The sequence below is a fragment of the Glaciimonas sp. PCH181 genome (genome assembly GCF_003056055.1).
Lineage (GTDB): Bacteria > Pseudomonadota > Gammaproteobacteria > Burkholderiales > Burkholderiaceae_D > Glaciimonas.
In genome coordinates this window covers 188,684-211,652 of the sequence record NZ_PYFP01000003.1, presented here as the reverse complement: position 1 = coordinate 211,652, position 22,969 = coordinate 188,684, and the positions used below count along the sequence as shown (strand labels likewise).

At 52.8% G+C, this 22,969-nt stretch carries 22 protein-coding genes; 8 read left to right on the top strand and 14 right to left on the bottom strand.

What is annotated here, in order from left to right:
- The first annotated feature begins 159 nt into the window (after positions 1–159).
- From C7W93_RS21665 to C7W93_RS21655, 3 genes are all read left to right on the top strand, one after another.
- Positions 160–1,200 carry an ABC transporter substrate-binding protein gene (locus C7W93_RS21665; RefSeq protein ID WP_225869993.1) on the top strand — a complete coding sequence of 347 codons (1,041 nt, stop codon included), beginning with the start codon at positions 160–162 and terminating at the stop codon, positions 1,198–1,200.
- A gap of 219 nt (positions 1,201–1,419) precedes the next feature.
- Entirely contained in the window at positions 1,420–2,259 is an 840-nt protein-coding gene (locus C7W93_RS21660; RefSeq protein WP_108442417.1) for an ABC transporter ATP-binding protein, read from the top strand.
- A gap of 139 nt (positions 2,260–2,398) precedes the next feature.
- Positions 2,399–3,253 (top strand): ABC transporter permease, encoded by an 855-nt coding sequence (locus tag C7W93_RS21655; RefSeq protein WP_108442416.1) that lies wholly within the window; start codon positions 2,399–2,401, stop codon positions 3,251–3,253.
- Between the two features lie 121 nt (positions 3,254–3,374).
- Here the strand turns inward: C7W93_RS21655 and metC are convergent, their stop codons facing one another.
- From metC to C7W93_RS21620, 7 genes are all read right to left on the bottom strand, one after another.
- Positions 3,375–4,556 carry a cystathionine beta-lyase gene (gene metC / locus C7W93_RS21650; protein ID WP_108442415.1) on the bottom strand — a complete coding sequence of 394 codons (1,182 nt, stop codon included), beginning with the start codon at positions 4,554–4,556 and terminating at the stop codon, positions 3,375–3,377.
- 88 nt (positions 4,557–4,644) lie between these two features.
- On the bottom strand, positions 4,645–6,246 hold the full coding sequence (locus tag C7W93_RS21645) for a rhodanese-like domain-containing protein (protein WP_108442414.1): 1,602 nt from the start codon (positions 6,244–6,246) through the stop codon (positions 4,645–4,647).
- Positions 6,247–6,273: 27 nt separating this feature from the next.
- Positions 6,274–6,861: a hypothetical protein gene (locus C7W93_RS21640; RefSeq protein WP_108442413.1), complete on the bottom strand. Its 588-nt coding sequence runs from the start codon at positions 6,859–6,861 to the stop codon at positions 6,274–6,276.
- Between the two features lie 92 nt (positions 6,862–6,953).
- Entirely contained in the window at positions 6,954–7,712 is a 759-nt protein-coding gene (locus C7W93_RS21635; RefSeq protein WP_108442412.1) for an amino acid ABC transporter ATP-binding protein, read from the bottom strand.
- A gap of 20 nt (positions 7,713–7,732) precedes the next feature.
- Positions 7,733–8,425 (bottom strand): amino acid ABC transporter permease, encoded by a 693-nt coding sequence (locus C7W93_RS21630; RefSeq protein ID WP_108442411.1) that lies wholly within the window; start codon positions 8,423–8,425, stop codon positions 7,733–7,735.
- A gap of 2 nt (positions 8,426–8,427) precedes the next feature.
- Complete coding sequence (locus C7W93_RS21625; RefSeq protein WP_108442410.1) at positions 8,428–9,114, bottom strand: amino acid ABC transporter permease; 687 nt, start codon at positions 9,112–9,114, stop codon at positions 8,428–8,430.
- An 89-nt stretch (positions 9,115–9,203) separates the two neighbouring features.
- On the bottom strand, positions 9,204–10,043 hold the full coding sequence (locus tag C7W93_RS21620; protein ID WP_108442409.1) for a transporter substrate-binding domain-containing protein: 840 nt from the start codon (positions 10,041–10,043) through the stop codon (positions 9,204–9,206).
- Between the two features lie 277 nt (positions 10,044–10,320).
- On the opposite strand from C7W93_RS21620, the gene C7W93_RS21615 reads away from it, so the two are divergent.
- A complete protein-coding gene (locus C7W93_RS21615; RefSeq protein ID WP_108442408.1) occupies positions 10,321–11,196 on the top strand; it encodes a LysR substrate-binding domain-containing protein in 876 nt (291 codons plus the stop codon).
- Positions 11,197–11,398: 202 nt separating this feature from the next.
- On the opposite strand, the gene C7W93_RS21610 is transcribed toward C7W93_RS21615, so the two are convergent.
- The 6 genes from C7W93_RS21610 to pcaH all read right to left on the bottom strand — a co-directional run bounded on the left by C7W93_RS21610 (position 11,399) and on the right by pcaH (position 18,308).
- The gene (locus C7W93_RS21610) at positions 11,399–12,133 is read right to left on the bottom strand and encodes a hypothetical protein (RefSeq protein ID WP_108442407.1); all 735 of its coding nucleotides are present in this window, start codon (positions 12,131–12,133) and stop codon (positions 11,399–11,401) included.
- 150 nt (positions 12,134–12,283) lie between these two features.
- Positions 12,284–13,813 (bottom strand): sensor domain-containing diguanylate cyclase, encoded by a 1,530-nt coding sequence (locus tag C7W93_RS21605; protein WP_108442406.1) that lies wholly within the window; start codon positions 13,811–13,813, stop codon positions 12,284–12,286.
- A gap of 532 nt (positions 13,814–14,345) precedes the next feature.
- Positions 14,346–15,608 (bottom strand): alpha/beta fold hydrolase, encoded by a 1,263-nt coding sequence (locus C7W93_RS21600; protein WP_108442405.1) that lies wholly within the window; start codon positions 15,606–15,608, stop codon positions 14,346–14,348.
- A 63-nt stretch (positions 15,609–15,671) separates the two neighbouring features.
- Complete coding sequence (locus C7W93_RS21595) at positions 15,672–17,030, bottom strand: lyase family protein (RefSeq protein WP_108442404.1); 1,359 nt, start codon at positions 17,028–17,030, stop codon at positions 15,672–15,674.
- Between the two features lie 39 nt (positions 17,031–17,069).
- Positions 17,070–17,588 carry a protocatechuate 3,4-dioxygenase gene (locus C7W93_RS21590; protein WP_108442403.1) on the bottom strand — a complete coding sequence of 173 codons (519 nt, stop codon included), beginning with the start codon at positions 17,586–17,588 and terminating at the stop codon, positions 17,070–17,072.
- A gap of 12 nt (positions 17,589–17,600) precedes the next feature.
- Complete coding sequence (pcaH, locus tag C7W93_RS21585; RefSeq protein WP_201747331.1) at positions 17,601–18,308, bottom strand: protocatechuate 3,4-dioxygenase subunit beta; 708 nt, start codon at positions 18,306–18,308, stop codon at positions 17,601–17,603.
- 211 nt (positions 18,309–18,519) lie between these two features.
- On the opposite strand from pcaH, the gene C7W93_RS21580 reads away from it, so the two are divergent.
- Positions 18,520–19,362, top strand: a complete 843-nt coding sequence (locus tag C7W93_RS21580; protein ID WP_225869992.1) for an IclR family transcriptional regulator C-terminal domain-containing protein — start codon at positions 18,520–18,522, stop codon at positions 19,360–19,362.
- 48 nt (positions 19,363–19,410) lie between these two features.
- Here the strand turns inward: C7W93_RS21580 and C7W93_RS21575 are convergent, their stop codons facing one another.
- Entirely contained in the window at positions 19,411–20,196 is a 786-nt protein-coding gene (locus C7W93_RS21575) for an IclR family transcriptional regulator C-terminal domain-containing protein (RefSeq protein ID WP_108442401.1), read from the bottom strand.
- 130 nt (positions 20,197–20,326) lie between these two features.
- On the opposite strand from C7W93_RS21575, the gene C7W93_RS21570 reads away from it, so the two are divergent.
- The 3 genes from C7W93_RS21570 to C7W93_RS21560 are packed head-to-tail and all read left to right on the top strand — an operon-like array spanning position 20,327 to position 22,946.
- Entirely contained in the window at positions 20,327–21,211 is an 885-nt protein-coding gene (locus tag C7W93_RS21570) for a 4-hydroxyphenylpyruvate dioxygenase (RefSeq protein WP_108442400.1), read from the top strand.
- A gap of 2 nt (positions 21,212–21,213) precedes the next feature.
- Complete coding sequence (locus C7W93_RS21565; protein ID WP_108442399.1) at positions 21,214–22,062, top strand: shikimate dehydrogenase; 849 nt, start codon at positions 21,214–21,216, stop codon at positions 22,060–22,062.
- Positions 22,059–22,946: a sugar phosphate isomerase/epimerase gene (locus C7W93_RS21560; protein ID WP_108442398.1), complete on the top strand. Its 888-nt coding sequence runs from the start codon at positions 22,059–22,061 to the stop codon at positions 22,944–22,946. Before C7W93_RS21565 ends, C7W93_RS21560 begins: the two co-directional genes overlap by 4 nt.
- The last annotated feature ends 23 nt before the right edge of the window (positions 22,947–22,969 follow it).

Genomic DNA, 22,969 nt, shown 5'->3' with positions numbered 1-22,969 from the left:
TTTTTATGGTGCACTGCAAAATAAAAAACGCAAAATTGGTAAGCTAGATGAAAGTTAAAGAAATCTAAAATACATTCGCTTTCATAAAGCAATAAAGGAAGATCATAGCGAATAATAATTCGCTACAGGTCATAATCCCAAAATAATGGAGACTTAATAATGCGTAAGTTTATGCACGGCGCAATGAATTTGACAAAAAAATCGACCGTAATTTTGGCACTATCTGCATGTGCCACGTTTGCTCTGCCGACAGACGTTCTGGCCGTCGATGGCTCAAAAATAATCATCATGGTCGGCGGCATTACCAAAATGATTTATTTGCCTGCCAAACTATCCGAGCAACTTGGCTACTTCAAGGACGAAGGTCTGGATGTTGAGTTGCAATCGCAACCGGCGGGCGTGGATGCTGAAAACGAATTGCTGGCGGGTGCAGTTCAGGCAGTGGTGGGATTCTATGACCATTCGATCGACCTGCAAAGCAAGGGTAAAGAAGTGACCGCGATCGTTGTTTTTGGACAAGTTCCAGGTGAAGTCGAAATGGTTTCTACCAAGGCAGCAGCCACCATCAAAAGCATGGCTGACGTGAAAGGTAAAACGCTGGGCGTTACCGGCCTTGGCTCGTCAACCAATTTTCTGACCCAATATCTTGCCGCAAGACACGGTATCAGTTCCACGCAATATTCTGTGTTGCCCGTCGGCGCTGATAATACTTTCATTGCGGCGATTAAACAGGGCCGGATTGATGCTGGTATGACGACCGAGCCTACCGCTTCACAGTTGTTAAAAACCGGCGAGGCTTCGGTGCTGGTTGATATGCGCACAGTTGATGGCACGGTGAAGGCGCTCGGCGGTCTTTATCCAGCCTCAAGCCTGTATGTTCAACGTTCATGGCTCAATACACACAAGGTAGAAGCTGCCAAACTGGCACGCGCATTTAGCAAGACACTGAAGTTCATCAAGACACACGATGCCGCAGAGATAGCCAGCAAGATGCCGAAGGATTATCAAGGCAAGGACAAGGCCCTGTATCTTCAGGCTTTGCAGAATTCCCTTCCGATGTTTTCTGCGGATGGTCGGATGCCTGCAGGCGGTCCTGAAACTGTATTGCAAGTGCTAGCGGCATTCAATCCGAACGTCAAAGGTAAGCACATCGATTTATCCAAAACCTATACCAACGAATTCATTCCTCAAGGTAAATAAGTTATTCAGCATCTGTAGCTTGTACCAAGCATGTGTTGACGGGTAATACCACCATTTTTGCCCGTCACACCATGCCAGACATACTGCCGGATAACTTAATTTTTGCGTTGAATTGCGAACGGCAAAGCATTGCATTGTCGTGCTAAGTCACGATTGAAGATCGGGGCTGATCGTCCCGCTTTTGATGACGTTACAACCCGCCTTATACGAAAGAAGTGCATGACATTATCCTCAAATACGGCCGCTTCGAGCTTGGCATCTTCTGCTGAGCCGGTCACCAGAGATACCCCGGCGATTGATATTCGTAACGTCTCTTGTCGCTTCATTTCACCGGACGGTAAAGCGACGGTGGCACTGCGCGATTTCACAATGAGTGTTGCTCGCGGTGAATTTTGCGCCATCGTCGGCCCGACGGGGTGCGGCAAGTCCACTACGCTTAGCTTGATTACCGGCCTGCTTAAACCCACCGTCGGCGAAGTTCGCATCATGGGCGAAGTGGTGAATGGTATCGATCCAAGGATCGGCTTTGTGTTTCAGAGCGATGCTGTATTTCCTTGGCGAAGCGTGCTCGACAATGTTGCTGCTGGTCCGCTTTTTCGCGGTAAACCCAAAGAGGCTGCCTATGCATTGGCAGAGGAATGGATACGCAGAGTGGGTCTGAACAAGTTTAGTAACCATTATCCGCACCAACTTTCTGGCGGTATGCGCAAACGTGTCGCGCTGGCGCAAACTTTTATCAACAGCCCGGAAATTTTATTAATGGACGAGCCGTTTAGTGCGCTAGATATGCAGACCAGAACCTTGATGCAGGATGAGTTGCTGCAACTGTGGTCTTCGCAATCCGGGTCGGTAGTGTTTGTTACGCATGATCTGGAGGAGGCCATTGCGTTGGCTGACAAGGTGTACGTATTGACTGCTCGCCCAGCAACATTGAAGAGCGTGTATCAGGTTGATTTGCCTCGTCCCCGCGTGATGTCCGAGGTTCGCTACGAGCAGCGTTTTATTGATATATCCCGCAAGATTTGGTCTGATTTACGGGAAGAAGTCCATATTAGCTGAAGCATTTTTCTATCGTTGTAGGCCGAAGATTTAGCCAGAACCCGCCATTGGCGTTTGCAGGCGACAGGCAACTAACATCACACGATTCCATCGGCGATCACAGATCGTTATCGGTGGAAAATAATTACAAGGTAATGAAATGACGCAAACACACTCACTCGACCAGCTAAGCGCTGCTAGCCTGGCGACGGTTGAACAGGCGGCCCAGCGAAAAATCAAGATGCGCTATTGGCTGGTGATTTTCTTGCGGGTTGCAATATTGGTATTCGTTCTCGGAGGCTGGGAGTTAGGGGCGCGATTACAGTGGATCGATCCATTTTTCTTTTCTCAGCCCTCATTGATTGTGATTCAGATCTATGACTGGATTGTTGAGGGAACGTCGCAAGGGCCTTTGTGGGTTCAGGTAATGGTCACGCTGGAAGAAACAGTACTCGGTTTTTTGATTGGCGCAGTAGCCGGTGTTATTTGTGGGATTTTACTCGGGCGTAACAAACTCTTATCGGATGTATTCAGTATTTATATCCAGATCGCCAACTCCATTCCACGGGTCGTGCTGGGATCGATTTTTGTGATTTCACTGGGACTTGGTATGGCATCCAAGGTTGCTTTGGCTGTTGTAATGGTATTTTTTGTGGTGTTTGCGAATGCCTTCCAGGGAGTACGTGAAGCTGATCGTTACATGATTGCCAACGCACAGATTTTGGGTGCCTCGCCTCGTCAGGTAACGATGTCGGTCGTGATTCCATCGGCACTTAGTTGGATTTTGGCAAGTCTGCACGTCAGTTTTGGTTTTGCGCTGGTGGGAGCGGTGGTGGGCGAATTTCTTGGCTCAAAACAGGGAATCGGTTTGCTGATTTCAACGGCGCAAGGCGCATTTAATGCCAGTGGCGTATTCGCTGCGATGATTGTGCTGGCGGTGGTGGCACTGGCAGCCGATTATTTGCTACTGAGAGTCGAGAAACGTTTGCTGAAATGGCGTCCGGCAGCATTTTAAATTGTAGTGCTTTAAGGTTCGCGGCGCATTTCGATGCGCCGTTTTTTTGCCGTATCATTTTCACCGAAAACGTCTAATACACGCTATTAGACTTAGCTGACCATGCTATTGAGGGAAATCCTTATCCCGTAAAAGCTTGTGTCAGATCTTCAATCAAATCATCAGGATCTTCCAGCCCGATATGCAGGCGGACAATCGCACCTGAATTTGACCAGTCAGTCACGCTACGCGCCGCTTTCATATCGGCTATGGTTGCCAGACTTTCAAAACCTCCCCATGACGCGCCGATACCAAACAGTCCCAGTCGATTAACGAAGCTTGCTGCGACTTGTTGGTCTGCGCGGACGAATTCAAACGAAATTAAACCGTTGGTTCCCTTGCAATCGCGCTGCCAGATGGCATGGTCGGGATGGTCTGGTAATGCCGGACAAAACACGCGTGCGACTTCTGGTCGATCGCGCAGCCAGTGGGCGATTTTAAGTGCGTGCTGCTCGTGCAGCGCTAACCGTGCGGCGAGTGTGCGGATGCCGCGTAAGACCAGATACGCATCGTCTGGGCTGACTGTCATGCCGAACGCGTCGGTCATGATTGCCAACTGTTGCCAAGCTTTTTCGTTAGTAGTGACTGTTCCCATCATCACATCGGAATGACCGCCTAAATATTTAGTAGCAGCCATGATGGACACATCTGCGCCCAAGGCTAGCGGCTGATATTGCAAGCCGGAACCCCAGGTGTTATCCGCCACCAGCAACCAGCCATTCGCAGTGGCAAGCGTCGCCAGACTGCGCATGTCACACAGTTCGTAGACTAGCGAGCCTGGGCATTCGACGTACAGCATTTTGGTATTGGGCCGGGCTTTTTCGGCGATGTCGCTGCCATCGGCGCTAAAGTAGGTAACCTCTATGCCGAACTGTCTCATGAAGGTTTCGGCAAAATGGCGGACCGGCTGATAGACGCAATCCGCGATGAGGACGTGATCGCCGGGTTTCAGGTAAGTGGTGAAGACCATCGCGATGGCAGCTAGTCCTGTCGGGAATAATCTGGTGCGATATCCGCCTTCGATATCTGCAACGGCATCTTCGAGCGCAAATGCCGTTGGATTGCCGCGTGCGCCATAGGTAAAGATGCGCTCGTCATTACGACGTGCGCGCATCGACGCTAATTCTTCGACCGTTTCAAACAGCACTGTGGAAGCGCGCACCACTGGCGGATTGACCGCCTTACCGCCCTGATAAACAGGCGCGGTGCCGCTTTTGAGCAGTCGGGTTTGCGGCCGAAGTTTCTTCAATAAGGGTTTGGACATCTGTATCTCTTTGCAAGTAAGGTTGTAAATAGTCAATCAGCGAACAGTTGGCCTCGGCGTCATTTCGTTGGCCGACATTGCCAGACGATCAATCCAGATCGAAGGCATCCAGTTCGCGTTGATCCAGTTGTGCCAGCAGGCCGGTTTCCCATTGCAGATATTGGCGTGCTGCGGCCTTGTTGCCATCGTGACGGTCGTGGACAAAGAACAGATAATCGAGACATTCTGCATCGACCGGCAACTCTGGCGTGCTCTCGACCGGTAATTGCGCCGTGACCCACGCTGCAAAGCCGCCTTCCAGTCGCATCACTCTGACATCAGGATGATGTTCGGAGGTCGGCTTGCACCATTCGCTTGCTGCCAGCGCGACGACCGCATCTTCGTCGCCAACCAGTACTACATCGCACTTCCCGGCAAATGCTTCCAGCGCGGGAAAGTGTGGCCGTATGCCCCAACTGGCGCCGGGGATATGCGACTTGCGGTACTGCATGCTGCCACGCACATCCATGACACACAGCCGTTTGTCTGCCAGACCGGTTTTTAGTTCAGCTACAGTGATGGCCGGCAGTTGCGATGCGTCGGTCAACGCCACCGCGCCGCGTCCAGAATGCAGAAGGGAAAATTGGCTTTGAAGACCGCCGCGCAATACATAGGCATCGTGCCCTAGTTGTTTCAGCCAGCTGGCAACTACGGGTGCGCGAATACCGTCGTCATCGAACAGCACCAGACGTGCGTTTCTTACGCCGATGTATTGATCGTTGGCTTGAATCAGTTGACCGCCGGGCGTGCTTTGGGCACCGGAAAGACTACCGTTGGCAAACTCGTCGGGGGTGCGCACGTCGCATAAAAATACCGAGGAATCGCCGCCCGCCAGCCATTCTGAAATCGTCGCTGCCTCAACGCTTTGTACATCGAAACGCTGCGCCACGTTTGCGCTAGCTGCGCGGCCGACTACGCGCGCGTTATCCGATACCTGATCGGAATACTTGCGTTTGCTGCCGTGTTCCAGCGGAAAGTCTTCCAGATACCAGCCCTGCGTGCCGTTTTCCAGCGCCATGATCGGATTTTTTAATCCCAGATTGATCAGGGTTTGTGCGCCGATGATGCTGCGGGTGCGGCCTGCGCAATTAACGACGATGGTGGTGTCCGGATTATCGATCATGTCATGGATGCGATAACTTAGTTCACCATTCGGGCAGCAGATCGAACCCGGTATCGTCATCTTGTGATATTCGGAAAGAGGGCGTCCATCCAGCACGACTACGTCTTCACCGCGTTGCAGCATCTCAAACAATGCCGGTGCGGTAACGGATGGCGTATGGTAGTTCTCTTCGACTAGTTCGCCGAAGGTTTTTGAGGGCACATGCACGCCGGAAAAAAGTACGTAGCCCGCTTCCTTCCAGCCGCGCGTGCCGCCTTCCAGAATATGGACATTGGTATAACCGCATGCCGCCAGCCGTGCTGCGGCGCGGACTGCGATGGACTGATCTTCGTCATACACAACCAAACGCACCGATGGCAATGGGGCTAGCCTTTGCACATCCAGTTCGAGCCTGCTATACGGCAGCGGTACGCCGTAAAACAAATGGGATTCACCATACTGGCCTTGTTCGCGGACATCGAAGAGTGCGATTTCGGCACCATCGTGCAGCCAGTTCTTGAGCGTGTGTGGATCGACAAATTTATTCATGAATGTCATTCAATAAGTGAGTTCAGGTTAACGGCGTGTCTGTACGCCGATTCCCATGGTTTTATAGGTGCCAGTATCGAGATCGAAGCCTTTACGCGCGGTCAACGTTTCCAGCGCGCGGCCGTACATGTGCAGGTGACGGATCGCGATTTCACCTTCGATCTTCACTGCATGAATATCGTCGGCCATTAGCGCGATGCCTTTACCCGGGCTGACGACGACGGTATTTTCCAGTTCCAGCGTGCCGACGCCGGGGGTCTGTCCATCATCCGTGCGACGATAGACATAGTTGTATTCAGTACCTTCGACTGCGGCGATGCAAGCCCAGGTAGTGTGGTCGTGCGGGACGATGCGTTTGCCCGGCAGCATGACGTTCAGGTATAGCGCGTAGCTGTGATCGTCATCTTCCTGAATCATGTAACGGGCTTGCAGTTCGCCGTCTTCCGGCGCGGCGAATTTATCGGCATCCCAGAGTGACGTTTGCGCGGAGAGTGTCTCGACTACGGTCAATACTTTTGCCAGCGATTCCCGGTTAGTGCCTTCTTGCTCAATAATCTGCTTGATTTCTGCGATGGCGGTGGCGACGATTTGTTGGCTTTCGTTAGGTTGATGCATGTTGCTTTCCTCAAAGTGTTGGTTAAGTGGCTGTTGTTACCAGCCTAGTGTGTGTCGATCTTGTAGTGTTTGCTTGTTGCTACAAACTGTGTTTATGCTGCGATTGGTGCGTGGACGGCGTCATGCGGACGCACCACGTCTTGTAAAAATTTGCGGGCCCGTGGATGCTGCGGATTGGAAAAAAACTTCTCCGGTGGCGCATCTTCAAGCAACTCGCCGTTGTCCATAAACCATACCCGGCTCGATACTTCGCGAGCGAAGCCCATCTCGTGTGAAACGATAATCATCGTCATGCCATCGCGGGCCAGCGACTGCATGACTTGCAAGACTTCATTCACCATTTCAGGATCAAGCGCGCTAGTTGGCTCATCGAACAACATCAGCGCCGGTTGCATTGCCAATGCGCGGGCGATGGCAACGCGTTGTTGCTGACCGCCGGATAAATTGATTGGCATGGCATCGATTTTGTTTTCCAGTCCCACCTTTATCAGCAGTTCTTTGGCCCGCGCATTTGCTTCATCGCGACTGAGTCCAAGAACTTTGATTGGCCCCAGCGTCAGGTTTTCTCGCACCGACATATTCTGAAATAGATTGAAACTCTGAAACACGAAACCGACCCGCGCCCGGAGTTTGTTGACATCGACTGTGCGTTCGTAGATATCTTTTTCTTCGAACAAAATCCGGCCACCCTGAATCGCTTCCAGTCGGGTGAGGGTACGGATCAAGGTCGATTTTCCTGATCCGGAAGGACCGCAGATGACGACTACTTCACCTTTTTTTACGTTGGCGTTCACCGCCTTCAGAGCGTGATAGTCGCCATACCATTTATCAACATTTTCTAATTTCAACATGGTTATCTCCTTAATCAGACTTAGGCCATTCCTCGTGATTTACTGGCAATACGCTGTTCCAGCAGACCGGCGACACGAGAGATAGAAAAACATAGAACGAAATAAAAGCCCGCCAATACCAGATAAGTTTCCAGCGGCTTGGTCAGCGTCATGGTGTTCACTTGCGCCGCTGAATAAGTCAGCTCGGGAACGCCAATCACATACGCCAGCGAGGTCGCCTTGATGGTCGACACAAATTGATTCACGATCGACGGAATCATATTCACCAGCGCCTGCGGCAGCAGTACAAAGCGCATGCTTTGCATCCAGGTCAGTCCCATCGAACGGGCCGCTTCAGATTGACCCTTGGGCAAGCCTTCCAGCCCGGCGCGCACAACCTGCGCCAGAAATGCGCTTTCATACACGACGATGGCGCAGACCACTGTCGTGAAGCCGGATACCTCAGCACCGACGATCAAAGGTACGCAAAAGTAGGCCCAGAAAATGATCAGCAGCAAAGGTATGCCGCGGATCACGCGGGTCCACCACAGTGCGGTCACACGCACCCATCCGAACGATGAAAGATGCGCCAGCCCGAGCATGATCGCAATCGGAAACGATAGCGTCAGACCCAGCACGGACAGCGTCAACGTCATCGCCAGACCGCCTAGCGGACCATGGGGATAAGCGCCGATGAGAAACAGCGATGCATAGTTTTGTAAAATTTCCAGCATGGTCAAGCCTTTTGAATTTTCTGCTTGCTGACGCGATCCGCCACGAGCATCAGGGAAATCGTACCGATCAGATAGAGGATGGTGGCGACCAGAAATACATCGAAAGTGCGGAAGGTAGCGTTGTCAATCTGCTTGGTCTGGAATAGCAATTCATGCACGCCGATGGCCATCGCAAGACTGCTGTTCTTAAACAGGATCAGGGTTTGATTTAGCAGCGACGGCGTTGCGACCTTGATGGCTTGCGGCAAAATTACATAGCGATAGCGTTGCAGAAAGTTCAGCCCGATGGAGCAGGCCGCTTCTTCCTGAGTACGCGGAATAGCGCGCAAGCCAGAACGGATATCTTCCGAGATGAACGCGGCGGAATTCATTGCCAGGGCAATTGCAGCAAAGATGAACTCGGTATTGCCGCTGTTGATCCAGATTTTGAGGGCCTCTGGCAGCACTTGCGGCATACCAAAATACCAGATCAGAATCTGCACCAGAATTGGTACGTTTCGATGGTATTCAACGAACCCGACGACGATGGCTTTGAATATTTTTAAGCCGGATGAGCGCATGATCACCAGCGTTACGCCGATCACTAGTGCCAACAATCCGGACACCGCAAACAACTGTAACGTGGTCAGGACGCCATTCCAAAACAAACGGATATAGCCGTCCTCAAGTAAAAAGGATAAGTCGAACATCGTTAATATTCCCTGCAAAAATCTGCGTTATCTGGCAGTCTGCGGAGGATGCAAGGTTAACCCCACGTCCTCGGCAGACTGTCGCGCCATCAATTCGGATTGATCGGCTCGACTTTGTAATCGCGCGTCATTTTGTAGACGGAACCGGCACCCAACCATTTATCAAAACTGGTTTGCAGTGCGCCCGATTTTTCATAATCGACCAGGATTTGATTGATCGCGGTCATTAGGGTAGGCTCGTTTTTGTTGATCGCCGCACCCATACGTTCTTCAAATAGCGATCCCGGCAGCAAGCGGTATTGATCGCCACCTTTTTGTGCGGCTTCACGGACAAAGCGTGACAAGATCAGTTGTCCGGCGATCAGTCCATCTACCTTGCCTTGTTGCAGCGCAAGGAAACCTGAAGAAATGTCATGAAACGTCAGCAGGCGGGAAGTCGGCATCTTGCTCGCGCCCAATGCGGCAGAGCTAGACCCTTCGCTGGCGGATATTTTTTTGCCGTCGAGGTCGGCAATGGTCTTGATCGGCGAGCTGTCGCGTACCAGAATCTTGATCGGGGCGACGAAATACTGATCGCTGAAATCGATTTGCTTGGCGCGTGCTGGCATGTAGGCCACCGATGCGGCTAATACATCGACGCGACGGGTTTTTAATTCAGGAATGCGGGCATCAGTTGACAAAGGTTTATGTTGCAGCTTTACTCCCAGTCCTTTTGCCAATGCATTGCAAATGTCTACATCGAAGCCGACAATCTGACGCGTAGTCGGATCGGGAAAAGCGTATGGCTCGCTGGCATTTTGGGTGCCGCAATTGAGGCTGCCGCGCGCCTTGATATCACTCAACTGGTCGGCGTGCGCCGAGGCCGTGACACCGCTCAATATGAGCGCGCATGCTGCGAATGTTACTGATGCTGCTACTTGCTTCTTCATTTCTATTCCTTATCTAGAATTTACGCAAAAAATGGTCTCCGCTGATTGATTTACTCCAGCGAATCGTTAACAACCCGAGCAGCATAGCGCCTTCAATCGACAGAGTCAGGTTATCCAAAAATGTCGGACGGAACAATTTAATACTCAACCTCAACACATTAGCGATGCTAATGGATTATGATCACCTTTGTGGTGCGGGCAGCCTATTTAGGGAGTTATTTGTACCAATTTGTGCACTGCAGCTAATCCATTTCACATTAACGAGAATCTGAAAGTCATGAAAAATCTTGATATGGAGCTATTGCGAACCTTTGTCGCAATTACTGAATTTTCGTCTTTTGCGGCAGCCGCGGACCGCGTACATCGGACCCAGTCGGCAGTGACGCAACAGATGCAACGGCTGGAGTCGCAACTAGGCTTTGCGGTCTTTCAAAAAACCGGGCGCAACAAGCTAGTCACTACGCAGGGCGCCAAACTGCTCGAATATGCGGAACGTATTTTGGCGCTGAATGACGAGGCGATCAGCATGCTGGATATGGACGATGTCATAGGGTCGTTGCGCATCGGTGCGCCGAATGACATTGCAGAAACAATCCTGCCGTCATTGCTGTCGCGCTTCGCAAAAATTTACCCGCAGCTGCGAATGGAAATTCACGTCGGCCGAAGCCCCTTTTTGATGCAAGCGTTGCGGCGCGGAGAAATCGACCTGACCGTCTCGACTCGAAAAAGCGATGCGCATCCCTGTATTATTTTGCGAACTTCACCGACAGTCTGGCTTTGCTCATCGGATTACATCCATAATCCGGCCAATCCGGTCAAATTAGTGGTGGCGGACGAGCCCAGCATGTTTCGGGAAATCGCTTTGCAAGCGCTGGATCAGGCAAAAATTCCCTATCGCATCAGTTATGTTGCGCCGACGTTGGTGGGGATTAAGGCAGCTTTGCGGGCGGGTTTGGGGATTACGGCGCGGAGTATTGAGATGATCAGTCCGGAATTGCGGGTGTTGGGGGAGTCGGACGGTTTTCCGCGCTTACCGGATGTGAATTTTTTCCTGTATTTACGTGACGAGCAGGTTGGGACCATTGCAAAAATGGTATTTGATACGCTCAGTAAAGGCATCCCGGATCATGGGCGGGCGTTGTCTTCGCTTTGATATCGGGAGGAGGAGCCAGCCAGTAAACTTGTGCATCGGGATGGCCGGTTTGCGGTTGGGCTTTTGTCTGAGTTCGCTGATGCTCTGTATCCGTGATGAAGGACTGGCTGGTGTTTGCGGCTGTTATATATATAAGCCAGTGTGCGATGATGCGGAATTCGATGCGGCTTCAAGGCGATTGAAGAACTACAACAATTGCCCCTTATTTACCTAGCAGTGCCAGAGTATGTTCCCACTCGGCAGCCCATTCGAGCAAAAAATCATGCGTATTAAAAGCCCGTTTTAGATGGGACATTGGCACGCGATACACGTCATTTAATCCCAGCGCCAACGTAATAGGATTCCATACGGCTTTGTTTTTTGCCTTCTTGCCGCTACTTTTTACCTTGGCACCCTCATCGCCAAATATGCCGCCGCCGCTCTGCAGAGCCTGTTCCAAATCAATTTTTACCAGACTGGAAAATGCGATTAATACATGCTCTTTATTGATGCCAGCCTGCGATTCTTTTATAGCATCAACTTTGTTTAATTCAGGTTCAGCGGCAGCTTTTGCCTCAGCTTCAGCTTCGCGCTTGAGTTTGCTTGCCAGTCGCTCCACGTCCTTTTTCAGAAAACGGAGTTCATGCAAAGCCCGTCGAAAGCCCGGTGGTTTAAGTTTCGTCACGATCCTATAAACGTCTTTGGTCATCGTGATCAACACATCCTCGCTTCCGGCCGCAAGTCGTTGCGTATCGCCTTCGAAAAAAATCGGCGCTGCGTACCCACCATTGGCGTCGCCGAATAGCGCAGGATAGTCGGCGTCGTAGTCTAGCCACACATAGGGTGTTAAACCCTTCTCTATCATGCGCGCCAACGTCCATGGCGTAGCGGTTTGCTGCGACAGCCAATGGCAAGCTTGCGCGGTTGTTGCCCGAAAAGGTAGCTCGGTGGTTGTCATATTTTCATCTCTTTCGAATGCTTACATCAAATTCCTGATATTGCGTTGCGCGTACAAGGATAAGCGGCGCGAAACATGAGTGTCCAACTTTGGATGTTTGTCCATGCTGGAAACGCTATCCGTTATCAGCTTTACTTCCTGACAGCCTGACTAACAGTTTTCGCTAGTATTGGGCGTCGGGGTATCCGATGCAGTGGTGATCTCAGTTATCTTGGCGGCGGCGGTTCTTCCGGAAACCTGATTACGGCCAGCTTTAGCCTCATAGAGCGCCACGTCGGCTGCATTGATTAACGCCCGCAGCGTCGCGAAACGCCGTTCTGTTGTGCAGGTAACGCCGACACTGACTGTCACGACTTGATGGGTACTGGCCACGTGACTGCGGTTGAGGGCTTGCACCGCCGTACGAATGTGTTCCGCAACCTGTGCTGCGCCTGCCCAGTCGGTATTGGGCAGCAGCACGACGAATTCTTCCCCGCCGTAGCGTGCTGCGCTATCGCCCGGCCGCCGGATAGCCTGGCCGATACATTGAGCGATGGCCGTCAGCGCATCGTCTCCAGCCAGATGTCCATACAGATCGTTGAAACCTTTGAAATGATCGACGTCGATCATCAGCAGCGACAGCGGTAGCTTGCTGCGCTGCGCACGCTGCCATTCTGTCTGCGCTATTTCATCAAAGGCCCGGCGGTTACTCAGTCCTGTCAGCCCATCCGTTCTTGCGAGTGAGCGGAGCTCAGCTTCGATCGTCAAACGATGCCTGAGCTGCTGCGCGAACAGCGCTGCTAGCATGATGATGACAAAGTCGACTGCTGCGACTAGCGATCCGATGATCCATGCGCGGTGATTCCATTCCGCGTAAACGTCCCGGGTAGCAAGGGCGACATCAAGTATTAACGGGTAGTTGCCGATATGCCGGAAAGCGTACCATCGCTTTACCCCGTCAATTGCGGAAGTGCCGAAAAAATCCCCACTGCTAGTTTGGGCGAAGCGCGCGTAGTTGGCGGTACCCATCAGGTTTGGGCCAACAGCCTTCGAATCGTAGGGCATGCGCATCAGCATCGTCCCGTCTGCAAGCATCAGCGCCATCGAACCGTTGGCACCCAGATTCATCCCAGCGAACAGCTTGCGGAAATAGTTCAGACGCATGGTGCCTACTACGGCACCGGCAAAGCTGCCGTCCGGGTGTGACAGCCGCCGACTGAGGGCGATGCTGGCGCCGGTAACATCATCCATGCGTGGCTCAAACGGGCGACTGATATAAAGTCCGATGTCTGGCGAATCGCGATGCACCTTGAAATAATCGCGATCAGCCAGATTGGCGTTGCGCGGCGACTCCGACTTTGAGTCGATTACGACGTTACCGGCCTCGTCGAGAACTAGCAAATAACCCATGTCTTGCGCCGTCGCCGAGTGGTCGAACAACACCATCTGGCGAAGATCAGGCGGTAAGTTGATTACCTCGGGATGCTTAAGTCCTTCAATAACTGCCTGTAGCGATAGGTCATAGACTTCAAGATTGCGGCCGATGTCGCGCTCCACCAGGAGTGCCACATTGAGCGCGGATTCTTGCGCCCGCTCGAGTGCATCGTGCCGCATCTGTAATAGCACCCATACAGCGATACCGAGTATCGCGCAAGCAACGATCACACTGACACCGATCACGGAGTTGGGACGCCGGATCATAGTTTGTTTTCCTTCGCGGCGACAGAATGCTGAAAAATCATCAATACCATTACCGACCTATCGTTTAGCCCTTTATTAGAATCCCGCTGGGACATTTTTTACGATCTCCATTGTATGTAATATAGGTAGTAACTAAGTTCCTTTTTTATATTATCGCTTAAATATCATTTAATAATTACTGCACTTTTCGACGTAATGCAGGGAGCGGCCCTCCTGATTGCCACGATGGGAGATGCGTGGCAGAGTCTGTGCTTTAATTAAGCAATCAAACGGGTGGCGGGGCGATATCAGCCGGAGTATTAAATACTTTGGTGGGGAGAACGGAAATCGATAATGAACATTGCGGATAGGTGTTCGGACAATAAAGCCGAACAGTTGCGCGAACCAGGCTGGAATACGAAGTGATAAGTAAGCTGTTAAACACTTATTTCGTAAAACTAGGGGGAAGGGGAGTTTATTGCATTCGCCGGATGATCTATTTAGCAGCAGCAAAAAGCGCTGTGCCGATAGATCTCCGGACTTAAAAGCAGTTTTACAGCGTTAATATGAATTGCATCACCGCTTGCGCGAACGCGTCCGGCTGCTCGATGGCGCTGATATGCGAAGCATCCGCCAGCATCACGAGGCGCGTTTGCGGGATTTTTTCAGCGAGCGTTTGCGACATGCTCACCGGCGTACCCTGATCCAGCTCTCCTGCAATCACCAGCGTCGCTACGCCGATCTGGGGCAAGCGTGCAGTTGTATCCACGCTCCCAACGGCATGGCAACAACTGATATAGCCGTCAACATCGGTACTGGTCAGGCGTTCGCGAAAGCGCGTCACCGTCGCGCTATGTTCTGCACGAAACTGATCGTGAAAATACCGTCCCATCACGGCATCCGCAATCGCCTCAATACCTTGCGTGCGGACTGTGTTAATTCTTTGCTGCCATGCCTCACGCGCCGCCTCGGGATAGCAAGACGTAGTATTTGCAATGATCAACGCATTTACCAGCGACGGATGACGCAGCGCCAGTTCTTGCCCGACCATCCCGCCCATCGACAGGCCTATCCATAGCACTGGCCCGGAATCCAGTTCACGCAGCAACCGTGCGGCATCATCAGCAAGATCAGCAATCGTATACAGACCGGCTGGCGCAGCAGAACTGCCATGACCTCGGTGATCATAGGTAATCACGCGGCAGTCGGCAGCCAGCAGATTAGCCAGTTGATCCCACATAGTCATGTCGGTCCCCAGCGCATGGCTCAACACAACGGTATGACGCGGCGCTTTGCCACTGCGTGGCGCGCGCACGCTGTAATGCAAGGCTGGTTTGCTTGCGGTAACGGCTTCCTGACCAATGCCCGGATGGCAAGTGTTAGCGGGTAAAAGCGGCGCTAATGTATAACCAATTTGAACACCGACCTCGCGCAGGATTTGTTGCGCATGGGTGAACCCAGTATTGGCCGCCGGTACGCCCGCATAGATCGCCGCCTGCATCAATACTTCTTTCAGTTCGTCCGGCGTCAAGCGCGTGTCGGCATCGCCTAATAACGCGGCCCGTACATGTAGTTCGAACTCTTCCCAGCGACCGAGCGCCATCGTGATGGCAAGCACAATCACGCGACGGGTTTTTTTCTCCAGTCCGGGACGCCCCCAAATTTCGTTCCATGCAAAACGGGTAATCAAATTTTGGAATTCGGCGTTAAATGCCGTCGCATTGGTCACCGAACGGTTGACCCATGCGTCGCCGAGTATGTGGCGACGGTTTTGCATTCCGCGTTCGAAATCATGGTCGATTGGATCGTAGCTCATGGTTTATTCACTTGTAAGAGTTGGTGCATCAATGGGGCGGTGTAGAAACAGCGCTGATCGACTTTAGCGCAGCCGTAAGGTTTGTAATTGTTCACCTGCAAGGGCTGCTGCGGGTGCCGTTGCCGCCACTGGATTAAATAGCGTTTGTAAACCATCAAGATCAATTTTGTCGCTCAGGCGAGGATCTTTTTTGACTGCATCGATCACCACTGCGGCCAGATCGCTGCCATTTGCCACCGCTAATTGCGTCAGTTGTTCCATCAAAGTATGCGCCTGCGGGCGGCCAATAACGCTCGCCAGATAAATCGATACCGCCTCCGCAAATACCAACCCTTGCAGACTGTCGATATTGCGGCGCATCCGTACCGTATCGACTTGCAAGCCCGCCATCGCCTCAGATAGGGCATTCAATGCGCCGTGTGCACTCAAAAACAGACCGGGCCATTCCGCTAACTCGGCCTGCCAATTACCCAAGCCGCGCTCATGCTGCTGGCCCATACTTGCTAGCAATGCCGCTGCGTGTTGAGGGGTGCGTGTTGCCGCTGCTAACGCGATCATCGATGACACCGGATTACGTTTATGCGGCATCGCTGACGAACCGCCCCGACCGTTGCCGGATGGCTCTGCCAGTTCGGCGATTTCGCCTTGCGCCAGCAGACTAAGATCGATCGCGATTTTGCCCAGGCTGCCGACCAGCACCGCGACTTCCAGGCCAAGTCGGATCCATTCATCGCGTTGCGTATGCCATGCCGCATCTGCTACCGCCAGCTTAAGATCGTCGGCTACACGGCGCACCACTGCTGGTCCTTTGGTGCCCATCACTGCCAATGTTCCCACCGCGCCGCCGAGTTGTAATTGCAGCGCTCGCAGCGCCGTGCGGCGCAATTGCTCGCGTGCGCGTATCAGCGGCGCAGCCCATCCGACCAGCTTGAAGCCGAAGCTGGTAACTTGCGCCGGTTGCATCAGCGTGCGCGCCAGTATCGGTGTTGACAGATGCTGTTCTGCCAGTTTCAGCAAGCTCTCTGTCAAGCTCTGTAAGCCGTCATCCAGCAGCGCCAACGCCTCACGCGTGATTAGCACCATGCCGGTGTCGATGACGTCCTGACTGGTACTGCCCCAATGCACAAAAGTCGCGGATTCTGGATTAAACAAGGCGACGGTCTTGGTTAATTCTTTCACCAGCGGAATCGCCAGACTACCGGCACGGCGGCTGGCGTGGATGATCGCGGGGATATCATACAGCTGCGCATTGCAGACGCTGGCGATGGTCACCGCAGCCGTTTCCGGGATGATGCCTTCAGCCGCCTGAGCCCGTGCCAGTGCGGCTTCGAAACTGAACATGGCTTGTGCCACCGCCACATCGTCGAACACGGCAATCATCTCTGGCGTCGTCAGAAAACTATCAAAAATTGAAACACTCATAGCGGCTCCGTTTGGCTAATGTCCATCAGTCGGATGCAATCAAACGTAATCGAAAAATACCGTTTCTTTGTCGGTCTGCATCCAGATATCCCATTGATATTGCGCATCGGCTTGCTTGCGCGCAATCAGGGTATTCCGTCGCTCGGCCGGGACTTGATTGAGTATCTCGGATTGCGCCAATCCGGTGTCATCTTCCAGAAACACCGCAGTAAATTGATGCTTCACCAAGCCACGCGCAAAAATCGTGGCAAATAGCACCGGTTTGCCAGCAGTGGCGGCGGCAGGCAGCGAAACTTGAATACTAAAAGCGCCGTTGTCATCGCTGGGAATACGACGGAAGCCGGGGATTGTTTGTGCAGATTCGGCAGCGACCGCATCCGGCAGCCACGCCTCAATCCAGCCATCGCTGATCGGTGCGCCGTTACCATCGCGGATTACGCCGCTGATGGTAATCGTTGGCGCGCTGCTGACCAGCGTGGCGGTGGCGGCGACGCCCCATTTCCATGCTTCATGGGGAAACGGGCCAATAGTCTGTGAAGTCGTAATGTGAGATGCCATGATTATTTCCTTTTAAAGATCCATCGGCGTGGCGTCACGACCACGTAACACGATATCGAATGTGTAGCCCAACATTTTGTCATCGACCGTTTCTTCCATGCTGAAATGCGCGATCAAACGCTGCCGTGCGGCGAGATCGGGAATGCTCTGAAAGATTGGGTCATAGTCGAACAATGGATCGCTCGGGAAATACATTTGCGTCACCAGACGTTGTGCATAGACGTTGCCAAACAGCGAGAAATGGATATGCGCCGGACGCCAGGCTTTATGGTGATTTCCCCACGGATAAGGACCGGGTTTGATCGTCACAAAACGATAGCGGCCTTCGTCATCGGTCAGCATTTTGCCGGACCCGAAAAAATTTGGATCAAGCGGCGCATCGTGCTGATCACGCTTGTGCCAATAGCGGCCCGCAGCGTTGCATTGCCAGACTTCCAGCAGCGAGTTACGTACCGGTTTGCCATCTTCATCAAAGACGCGGCCGGTAACGACGATCTTCTCGCCTAAAGGCTGGCTCTGACCTTGTATCGTCAGATCGGTATCGTGCGGCAAGATCAAACCAGGCGAGGCGGTGATATTGGTCTGGACCGGATCGGCCGCCTGAATTCGTAACGGTGCTTGCGTCGGGCCGCGTTTCAGGGTCGAGGCGTAAGGGGGATACACCAGAGTGGGGTGAACCCCGCTGTCGATTAACGGAAATTTCACGTCGTTTCTCCTCATATAATTAGTGGCTTGCAAGGTGGTCGATGTCGCAATCGGGGCGGATTATCAAAGCGTCGCCACTAAATGCGCGTTAATCGTGCAGATTCTTGCGTTGGCGGCGAATGAAATGGATCATAGGTGATCAAAAAGTGGGAAACAAGGCGGCAAAGTGCTGTAACGTACGCTGATCGCCCTTATTGTGCGACAATCGCCCAAAAGAGAGGTTTTTATGCCGATTGAGCCGATATCCCAGAAAATCACGCCCGAGGGTGGCGCACCGAACGTCGTGTTGCCTGCCGTTAAGTCAGAGGCTGACGGGCCGTTAAAACGCGATTTAATTGCCGGTTTGGAAAAAGGCTTGCAAGTCATCGAAGCTTTTGATCAGGAGCGGTCGCGGCTGACTATCGGTGAAGTCGCGCAACGCGTTGGGCTGACCCGTGCGGCTGCCAGACGATATTTGATTACGCTGACGCATCTGGGGTATGTTCGACATGAAGAAAAGGTGTTTTCGCTGACGCCAAAAGTGTTGCGGCTGGGGCAGTCGTATTTGCACTCGGCTCGGTTGCCACGGATTGTGCAGCCGTTGTTGTATCGGTTGGCTTATTCGCTGGAAGAAGCCGCATCTGCCGGGGTGCTGGACCATGATGAGTTGGTGTGTGTGGCGGCGGTTAGCGCAGGGCGGTTGGTGTCGGCGACGTTGCAGCCTGGGACGCGGGTACCTGCTTTTTGTACCGCTAACGGGCGGGTTTTGTTGGCTAGTTTGTCGCAATTGCAGATTGAGGCGTTGCTTGAGCGTGTGCAGCTTGAGGCGATTACTGCGCACACTATCGTTAACAAAGATCGGCTTTTATTGGAAATTGCGCGTACTCGGGCGCAGGGTTATGCGGTGGTGGATCAAGAGCTTGAATTGGGGTTGCGGACGATTGCGGTGCCGTTGAAGAATTTTCGGGGGGAGACTGTGGCTGCGGTGAATGTTAGCGTGCATGCGGCGCGGATTGCGGTCGAGGATATTGTGGAGAGGTGTTTGCCTGCTTTGCTTAAAGTACAGGTTGAATTGGCGGCGTTACTATGAGTTGAGCTCCATTCCACGGAGCACAAACCGTGTCAATTACCCCCTAACTCAAACCCACAACATCAAAGTATTAGCCGTAGCCTGCAAAGCCGGCACACACCGCGCCGTGGCCTCAGCCCGCGAACAACTAGCAATCATCATCGACACACTCAACGCCCCAACCAACGTCCCGCGTCGACTCTTGATCGGCACAGAAATCCCCCGAAATCCAATTTCGTACTGGTTTTCAGTCACCGCAAAACCATCTTCCCGAATAGCAACTAATTCTTTAAATAACTGCTCTTTATCCAGCACAGTCAAATGCGTATAAGCAATCAACTCAACCCGATCCAGATAAGCACGCAACTCAACATCCGGCTTAGCCGACAACAACACCCGACCAGCGGTAGAGGTATAAGCCGGCAACCGCGTCCCCGGTTCGAACCCCGTAGTCAGTTGCCGCGGCGCATTAACCCGACTCACATACACCACGTCATCGCCCTCCAACACTGAGTAATTAGTCGACTCCTGCAACTGTAAAGTCAGGCGCTGCAAAAACGGCACAATTGCACGCGGCAACCGCGCCGAATCCAAATACGAGCGCCCCAGATTAAGCACTTTCGGCGTCAGCCAAAAACTCCGCCCATCTGTCGCCGCCAACCCAATATGCACCAACGTCAGCAAATAACGCCGTGCCGCGCTACGGCTAAGCATTACCTTCTCTGCCAACTCACTTGCAGTCAGCCGCGCCGTGTCATCGTTAAACGCCGTGATTACATCGATGCCCTTAATTAAGCCATCGATCAGATCGCGTTTAGCGACGTCTACCTCGAACAATTCCGGTCGTTTTTTCATATGCAAATAAGTGAGTTTTTGTGCGTTAAACGCTCAAATTGCGCGATTAACGCAATATTAGCAGTTTTGGACACTTTTTTCTAAGGTTTGCACTCCTATACTCCGTCCATCACTTCTGCCAAGGACGACCATGACTGCGCAAGAACATAACCCTGAACCGAATAATCCGCTCGGCATCGACGGCATTGAATTTATTGAATATGCCACCGCCCAGCCGTTAGCGCTAGGGGCGCTGCTTGAGCAAATGGGTTTTGTGCCAACCGCGCGTCATCGTTCACGCGAAGTAACGCTTTATCGCCAAGGCACGATGAACGTCATCGTCAACGCCGATCCCCGCGCTTTATCGCAGTCGGACACCGATCCGCAATCCACTGTTATCAGTGCCATCGCATTGCGTGTGCGCGACGCCGATGCTGCCTACCGCCATGCCATCGCGATGGGCGCATGGGCCATCGAGACCCGTGCCGGTGTCATGGAGCTGAATATTCCCGGTGTGCACGGAGTCGGCGATTCGATCCTGTATTTCGTCGATCGCTTCCGCGACTTCTCTATCTATGACGTCGATTTCAAACCGATCATGCACGCCCCGACCAATCCACCCGCGCTGGCAGGGATGCATTTTTTTGGCGTGGTGCAGGCAATCGGCTATGACCGCTCGCCCGAATGGATCGATTTCTATCAACAGTTAATGGATTTTCGTCCGCTGCCGCAAGGAAGTTATTTTGGTGTGCTGCCAAAAGGAACGCTGCTAGAAAGCCCTTGCCACAGTTTTTATCTGCAATTAGTTGAGCCGCCTGACGGCGCTGGTGGCTTGCAGTGGGACGAACAATTAATCCGCATCGGGATCGGTGCGCCGGATGTACTGGCGGCAGTCAAGGAGCTGAAACAACGCGGCATCGTTTTCATCGACCGCGAGCCAGCGCAATCCAGCGAAAAAGGGGCGTTGACCCAACTTTACAAAAGCGGCGTCAGCTTTGAGTTGGTGGTCAGCCATCTGAACATCGCCGGAGAATAATCATGATTGAAATTTCTGGCACAACGCGCATTTTTCCGGTCATTGGCTGGCCGGTCGAGCAAGTTAAAGCGCCCACATTATTTAACGCTTACTTCAAACAACACGACATTGATGCCCGTGTGATTCCGCTAAAAATCGCACCGGAATCTTATATTTCCGCTGTGCGCATGTTGATGGCGATGGAAAACGTCGGTGGCATATTTGTATCGATTCCGCATAAGCCGATGAGCGTGGCGGCAGTTGATCAGCCCACCTCGCGGGCCTTGCTGGCAGGGGCTTGCAACGCTATCTATAAAGGCACCGATGGCAAGACATTGATCGGCGATCTTATCGACGGCGAAGGTTTTGTGCGCGCATTTGATCGTACTTGTCAGAGCACGCCTTTTAACTGGGAAAATGCACGCGCACTAGTCGTCGGCAGTGGCGGCGTCGGCTGTGCGGTCGCCGCATCGCTGGCAACCCGTGGCATCGGTCATATCGGGATTTACGATACCCGTGCACCGCAAGCCGAAGCGCTAAGAGAACGTTTGCAAAACGCGTTTCCCGCAACGGAAGTCGTGATCGGTACACCACAGGCTAAGGGCTACGATCTAGTCGTTAATTCAACCCCATTAGGGATGAGTCCCGACGATCCGCTACCGCTAGATTTGGCTGATATCGCGCCGTCCTGCATCGTCGCCGACTGCGGTATGAAAACGGAAATGACACGATTGCTGATCGAAGCGCAACAGCGCGGTTGTCGGATTCAGAAAGGCCGCGAAATGATGATCGAACAATCGCCTCTTTATCTGGAATTGTTCGGCTGGCCCGGCGTGTCGTCGGATGCTTTCCGCGCGTTGGAGGCGATATGAACTTAAGCAATTTCGGCATGGATAGCATCACGCTGGCGGGGCCATTGGAATCCAAACTAAACGCCTCGAAAGTGGCAGGATTTTCTCAAATCATGCTGTGGGCTAAGGACCTGGCGGGTCATCCCGGCGGCTTGGACGAGGCGGTGCGCGTGGTAAAAGCCTCTGGTGTGCGGGTCACCGGGATTCAGGTCATGCGCGATTTTGAAGGGCTATCGGGCACCTTGCACGAATATAAACTCGATATCGCTAAAAATTTACTGCAAATGTGCAAAGCAGTCGGCGCTCCTTTGCTGATGGTGTGTTCTAGTACCTCCAGCCACGCAACCGGCGACTTGCCCGTGATCGCCTACCATTTGGCGAAACTGGCGACATTGGCGGTGCCGTTGGGCGTGAAGGTCGGTTTTGAAGCTTTATCGTGGGGCCGTCACATCAACCAATACACGCAATCGTGGGAGGCGGTTGAACTTGCCGATCATTCCAATCTTGGCGTAGTAATCGACTCTTTCCATATGCTGGCCAATCAAGCGGACTTCGATGGCCTGGAAGACATCCCTAGCGAGAAGATCGCGCTGGTGCAATTGTCCGATTTTATGTGGCGCGATATTCGCAGTGCAGAAGAGCGGCTGGAAACAGCGCGTCATTTGCGCGTATTTCCGGGCGAAGGGGCGCATTCGAAAGAACTCTCCGATCTGCTGCGCCGACTAGATCGCGGCGGTTATCGCGGCGACTTCAGCTTCGAAGTGTTCAACGATGATTACTTGCAATTGTCGCCGGAAATTGTCGCCCGTCGGGCGCATCGCGCAGCCAAGTGGGTCACCGATCAGGTGCTGCGCCGCAGCCTGCAAGTGCGCCAGCCAACGGCTGAACATCCAAGAATGGCCTGATGTGCGATTAAAAAAATAGCTGC

What these genes read in the sequence shown, in the direction of transcription:
- C7W93_RS21665 (WP_225869993.1), top strand. Translation starts at nt 160, where the DNA reads ATGCGTAAGTTTATGCACGGCGCAATGAATTTGACAAAAAAATCGACC.
- C7W93_RS21660 (WP_108442417.1), top strand. Translation starts at nt 1,420, where the DNA reads ATGACATTATCCTCAAATACGGCCGCTTCGAGCTTGGCATCTTCTGCT.
- C7W93_RS21655 (WP_108442416.1), top strand. Translation starts at nt 2,399, where the DNA reads ATGACGCAAACACACTCACTCGACCAGCTAAGCGCTGCTAGCCTGGCG.
- metC (WP_108442415.1), bottom strand. Translation starts at nt 4,556, where the DNA reads ATGTCCAAACCCTTATTGAAGAAACTTCGGCCGCAAACCCGACTGCTC.
- C7W93_RS21645 (WP_108442414.1), bottom strand. Translation starts at nt 6,246, where the DNA reads ATGAATAAATTTGTCGATCCACACACGCTCAAGAACTGGCTGCACGAT.
- C7W93_RS21640 (WP_108442413.1), bottom strand. Translation starts at nt 6,861, where the DNA reads ATGCATCAACCTAACGAAAGCCAACAAATCGTCGCCACCGCCATCGCA.
- C7W93_RS21635 (WP_108442412.1), bottom strand. Translation starts at nt 7,712, where the DNA reads ATGTTGAAATTAGAAAATGTTGATAAATGGTATGGCGACTATCACGCT.
- C7W93_RS21630 (WP_108442411.1), bottom strand. Translation starts at nt 8,425, where the DNA reads ATGCTGGAAATTTTACAAAACTATGCATCGCTGTTTCTCATCGGCGCT.
- C7W93_RS21625 (WP_108442410.1), bottom strand. Translation starts at nt 9,114, where the DNA reads ATGTTCGACTTATCCTTTTTACTTGAGGACGGCTATATCCGTTTGTTT.
- C7W93_RS21620 (WP_108442409.1), bottom strand. Translation starts at nt 10,043, where the DNA reads ATGAAGAAGCAAGTAGCAGCATCAGTAACATTCGCAGCATGCGCGCTC.
- C7W93_RS21615 (WP_108442408.1), top strand. Translation starts at nt 10,321, where the DNA reads ATGAAAAATCTTGATATGGAGCTATTGCGAACCTTTGTCGCAATTACT.
- C7W93_RS21610 (WP_108442407.1), bottom strand. Translation starts at nt 12,133, where the DNA reads ATGACAACCACCGAGCTACCTTTTCGGGCAACAACCGCGCAAGCTTGC.
- C7W93_RS21605 (WP_108442406.1), bottom strand. Translation starts at nt 13,813, where the DNA reads ATGATCCGGCGTCCCAACTCCGTGATCGGTGTCAGTGTGATCGTTGCT.
- C7W93_RS21600 (WP_108442405.1), bottom strand. Translation starts at nt 15,608, where the DNA reads ATGAGCTACGATCCAATCGACCATGATTTCGAACGCGGAATGCAAAAC.
- C7W93_RS21595 (WP_108442404.1), bottom strand. Translation starts at nt 17,030, where the DNA reads ATGAGTGTTTCAATTTTTGATAGTTTTCTGACGACGCCAGAGATGATT.
- C7W93_RS21590 (WP_108442403.1), bottom strand. Translation starts at nt 17,588, where the DNA reads ATGGCATCTCACATTACGACTTCACAGACTATTGGCCCGTTTCCCCAT.
- pcaH (WP_201747331.1), bottom strand. Translation starts at nt 18,308, where the DNA reads ATGAGGAGAAACGACGTGAAATTTCCGTTAATCGACAGCGGGGTTCAC.
- C7W93_RS21580 (WP_225869992.1), top strand. Translation starts at nt 18,520, where the DNA reads ATGCCGATTGAGCCGATATCCCAGAAAATCACGCCCGAGGGTGGCGCA.
- C7W93_RS21575 (WP_108442401.1), bottom strand. Translation starts at nt 20,196, where the DNA reads ATGAAAAAACGACCGGAATTGTTCGAGGTAGACGTCGCTAAACGCGAT.
- C7W93_RS21570 (WP_108442400.1), top strand. Translation starts at nt 20,327, where the DNA reads ATGACTGCGCAAGAACATAACCCTGAACCGAATAATCCGCTCGGCATC.
- C7W93_RS21565 (WP_108442399.1), top strand. Translation starts at nt 21,214, where the DNA reads ATGATTGAAATTTCTGGCACAACGCGCATTTTTCCGGTCATTGGCTGG.
- C7W93_RS21560 (WP_108442398.1), top strand. Translation starts at nt 22,059, where the DNA reads ATGAACTTAAGCAATTTCGGCATGGATAGCATCACGCTGGCGGGGCCA.